General features: G+C 45.1%; 2 protein-coding genes. Both read right to left on the bottom strand.

The genetic code is table 11. The features are described from left to right. Positions 1 to 201 precede the first annotated feature (201 nt). On the bottom strand, positions 202 to 1,143 hold the full coding sequence (locus B9J84_RS05970; protein WP_094123752.1) for a triacylglycerol lipase: 942 nt from the start codon (positions 1,141 to 1,143) through the stop codon (positions 202 to 204). 268 nt (positions 1,144 to 1,411) lie between these two features. After that, positions 1,412 to 3,580 (bottom strand): leukocidin family pore-forming toxin (locus B9J84_RS05965; RefSeq protein ID WP_094123751.1); only part of this gene is annotated, 2,169 nt, incomplete at its 5' end.

Below are 3,580 nucleotides of genomic sequence, written 5' to 3'. Positions count from 1 at the left end.
GTCTATCTGCGTATCTTGTTGAGATGGCGTTTGTAACGCGCTCTGTGGTGATACTGGCTTTTGCAGAAAAAGCACCGCACCGATGCTCCCCAAGATGATCACGATAAAACCAAATAGTGCGAGCTTTTTCATAGCCAATCCTTATAAAGTTTGATGTTACAAAACTTGAAGTTATAAACCTCGAAACTATAAACCTCGAAGTTATAAACCTTGAAGCTTCAATCGATTAGCGTGCTGGCGATACAAGGTAACGGGGTCAGTTTCAAAAAGGTGGTGTATCCCAAGCAAGCCGTTGATTTCATCTAAGTGGTTCATTTGGTAATCATCGCGGATCACCTTACCCAAGTGAGTACTGCATACGCCGACTAAACCATCATTAGGGCCATTAAAGACAAGCCCAGTCAACATCATCGCAGCATCAGTTGGGTCAAGGAGGTTGGTAAAGGTCGAAGATCCTGTCCACGAATAGTAATAAACACCATTGTCAGCCAGTAATTCACCATCACCACATTCACTGCTTGGAACGCCTTCTGGGTAGTGTTGATTAAACGCTAGCGAACCTTGGGTAGTTAAAGCTTCTAAGGAGGCTAAAGGATCTTGATCTAGGTTACTTCCCCCAGAAAGAAGGCCAACCAAACCCGCCAATCCTTGCGCCATTTTGACGGCAATCGCTTCAGAAATGGAGCCCTCTTTGATGTGCCCACGCACTAAATCTGCCACGATTGAGCCTTTATTCACGCCACCAATGCTAGTCACGGACGCCACAAGATCGGGCCGAACTGATGCAACATAGCGAGCCGTTGGTCCGCCATGACTATGGCCAATCAGGTTAACTTTTTGATCGCCCGTAGCGGCTAAAAGTGACTCCACTTGTTGCAATAGTTGTTCACCTCGCCGCTCAGAACTGTGAGTCGCGGAGACTTGAGCCACGTAGACCTTTGCGCCATCTTTCGTCAGTGATTGCGGAATGCCGTAGAAATAATCGACTCCGGCCAGCGTATCAAAACCAAATAAGCCATGAATTAACACAATAGGGTACTGGGTTTGGGTATAGCCTGTCTTACTTAACGCCACCGTGCTGGTTGCCGCCAGCGCCGTGGTACTCAGCAGACAAAAAGCAGCAATAATAATCGTTCTTTTCAAAGTAAATTCCTTCTTATTGTAGTGTCTGGTTTAGGCGCGGCATACATCTAGCCTACCGTTACCACACCAGAGATTAGACCTCTGATGAGCACCCTAACTGTAGAAGAAAAGCACTTTATTTCATGTCATCTTGCCAGCTTCGTGAATGAATCGAAAAAAACAACAGATAAAATTAACATTAAATTAACAAAAAAAAGAGCACTCGCTTTTTAGCCAACTAGGCCAAAAGCATGAGTGCTCTTTACTACTCAATCATGAACTGATTGCGCTATTTTATAATAAATTGAATACCATCGGCTAACCAACCTTCAGACCAAACCTTGACTTGCCGAATTGCCGATCCGGCTGGCAGCTCAAACACTTCATCGTGGGTACTGATTGCGTAGTCTTTTGACCCCACTACTTTGGTTGAACCATCATCAAGCTTAAAAGTCATACGGAGTAAATGGTTGCCACCGTACTTGAACTCACCGGAAGTAACGGTTATTTGCGTAACGCGTTTCAGATCAATTTCAGTCAAACTACCACTTTCACCGCCTTGCATCGCATTGGCTTGCGTGCCAATTGCATCAATCGCAGCGCCATGGCGAATATACAGTGTCCCCGATTGACCAACATCTTGTAAGGCCAATGAACCCGATGTAAACCCAAATACGGCCGATTCACTATCTGAATGAAATACGTTGGTGTAAGCGGTAATGGTGCGCACACTTACCTGATCATTGCCATCAGCATACAAACCTAACTCACCGCTGGTTTTATCATGACCAAGTAACTCATGAGAGAAAACATTACTCAGCTTATCGCTGTTTTCTATCCATTCCCAACGCTGACTTAAACTCGAACTACAGGTTTGTAATTGACCCAGTGATTGTCCATCCAAACATTGATGGATGTCGTTTGCACTCACATAGCGACCTAACTGATCATAAATAAAAGATTGTGAGTTTTTGGTTTCATCACAGCTTGAGGCAGAGAGCGCGCCATTATCAGCCACATCAACGCAACGATTATTAAAGCTGCCCAATTGCAAATTCACTGGACGACCGCCAGTGAATACTGGGTGCTCCCAATCGACAGTAAAGCTAGCACTTTTGCTCACTCTGCGGCGCGTCGTATTTTCAAAACCATGGTAGGACTGATGCGCACCTACAACATAATAATGCTTATAAGCACCGTTATAAATGGGACGAATATTGACCGAAGAATCAATGGTAAATTCCGTTGTCCCTGTTGCATTAGGAGCGGCTTTATAGATCACATCCATTTTGGGTACGAAGCTCGCGTAACCAATCGGGTTAATGCGGTTGGTATCCACAGGATAAGTATTGACCCACAGCGCATCCGTAGAGCGATTCATCATCGATTCGGCAGTCGCGTATTGGCTACGATTCCATTTAAAGCTGACGTTTTGTGCATTATTGGTGCTACGTTCAACACGATAATCGTGCGTTTTAAAGGTTAACCAACGGCTTTGGTTGTAGCTGGCATTGGCTTCTAGCTTGCCTTTAGGTCCATCAGCACTAACCTCGACACCACCACTCACTCCTAGCTGGAAGCCGGATACCTCTTTGACTTCATATTCGGCATTGAGATTTTCTCTCGGGAACGTTTTTAAGATCTGCGCTTTGTTGTTCGAAGAGTTAAATACAAATTGGTAGTCTTGGGCGATGGCATCGGTCGACCAGTCTCGGAAATAAGCATCTAATGTCGTGTAATCAGCACCTGATTGACGATAATCAAGACGGTCATTGAGATGGATCCCCGCACCCGTTGTATCATCATCTAAGCTGATGCGAACAATTTTCGCGTCCGGTGTCGCAGAGCCAATGGTGCCATATTGTAATGAACGCTCTAAATTAACTCTATAGATCAAAGAGATATTCGGGTTATCGCAAAACACTCGCGTACCTCGATCCCAAAGATGTGAGTTATTAAACGTACATTCATTATCAGTAATAGGCCGATTGACATTCAAATAAAACGCGACGTGTGGCAAAGAGTTCGTTTCCGAACCACTATTTGACACCATACTGGCCGTACTACGGCGCTGACGAGAATGGGCAATTGGGGCGGCTTCCAGTAGACGAATGTTGGCATCATTCTCGTCATCTAACGGTGTGAACAACAATTCTCCTTTGTGTTCACTGATGATCAAAAAGTCACTGGCAAACGCTAAGCCCAGTTTTTTCCTGAGCAATGCTTTCGCCTCTGTCTTTTGCGACTCACCTTCAATCGTACTGAAATCGACAAAATAGCGCATATGTTGGTTCAGTACATCGTCACGCATCTGCATTAGTGTCGGGGGCTCAACCTCTCCTTGTAACCAATAGCTCGCATTGAAGTAATTGATTTGGCTGTCATCTTGAAGCTCACTGAACATTTCAATGGCCAAACCTTGCGGCTGATTCACGTCAGCTTGAGCGGTGTTCCATAC

Origin of the sequence: Vibrio sp. V03_P4A6T147 (assembly GCF_002241085.1) — a bacterium.
Lineage (GTDB): Bacteria > Pseudomonadota > Gammaproteobacteria > Enterobacterales > Vibrionaceae > Vibrio > Vibrio anguillarum.
The sequence above is the reverse complement of the archived record's forward strand: the minus strand, read 5'-3'. Positions and strand labels throughout refer to the sequence as shown.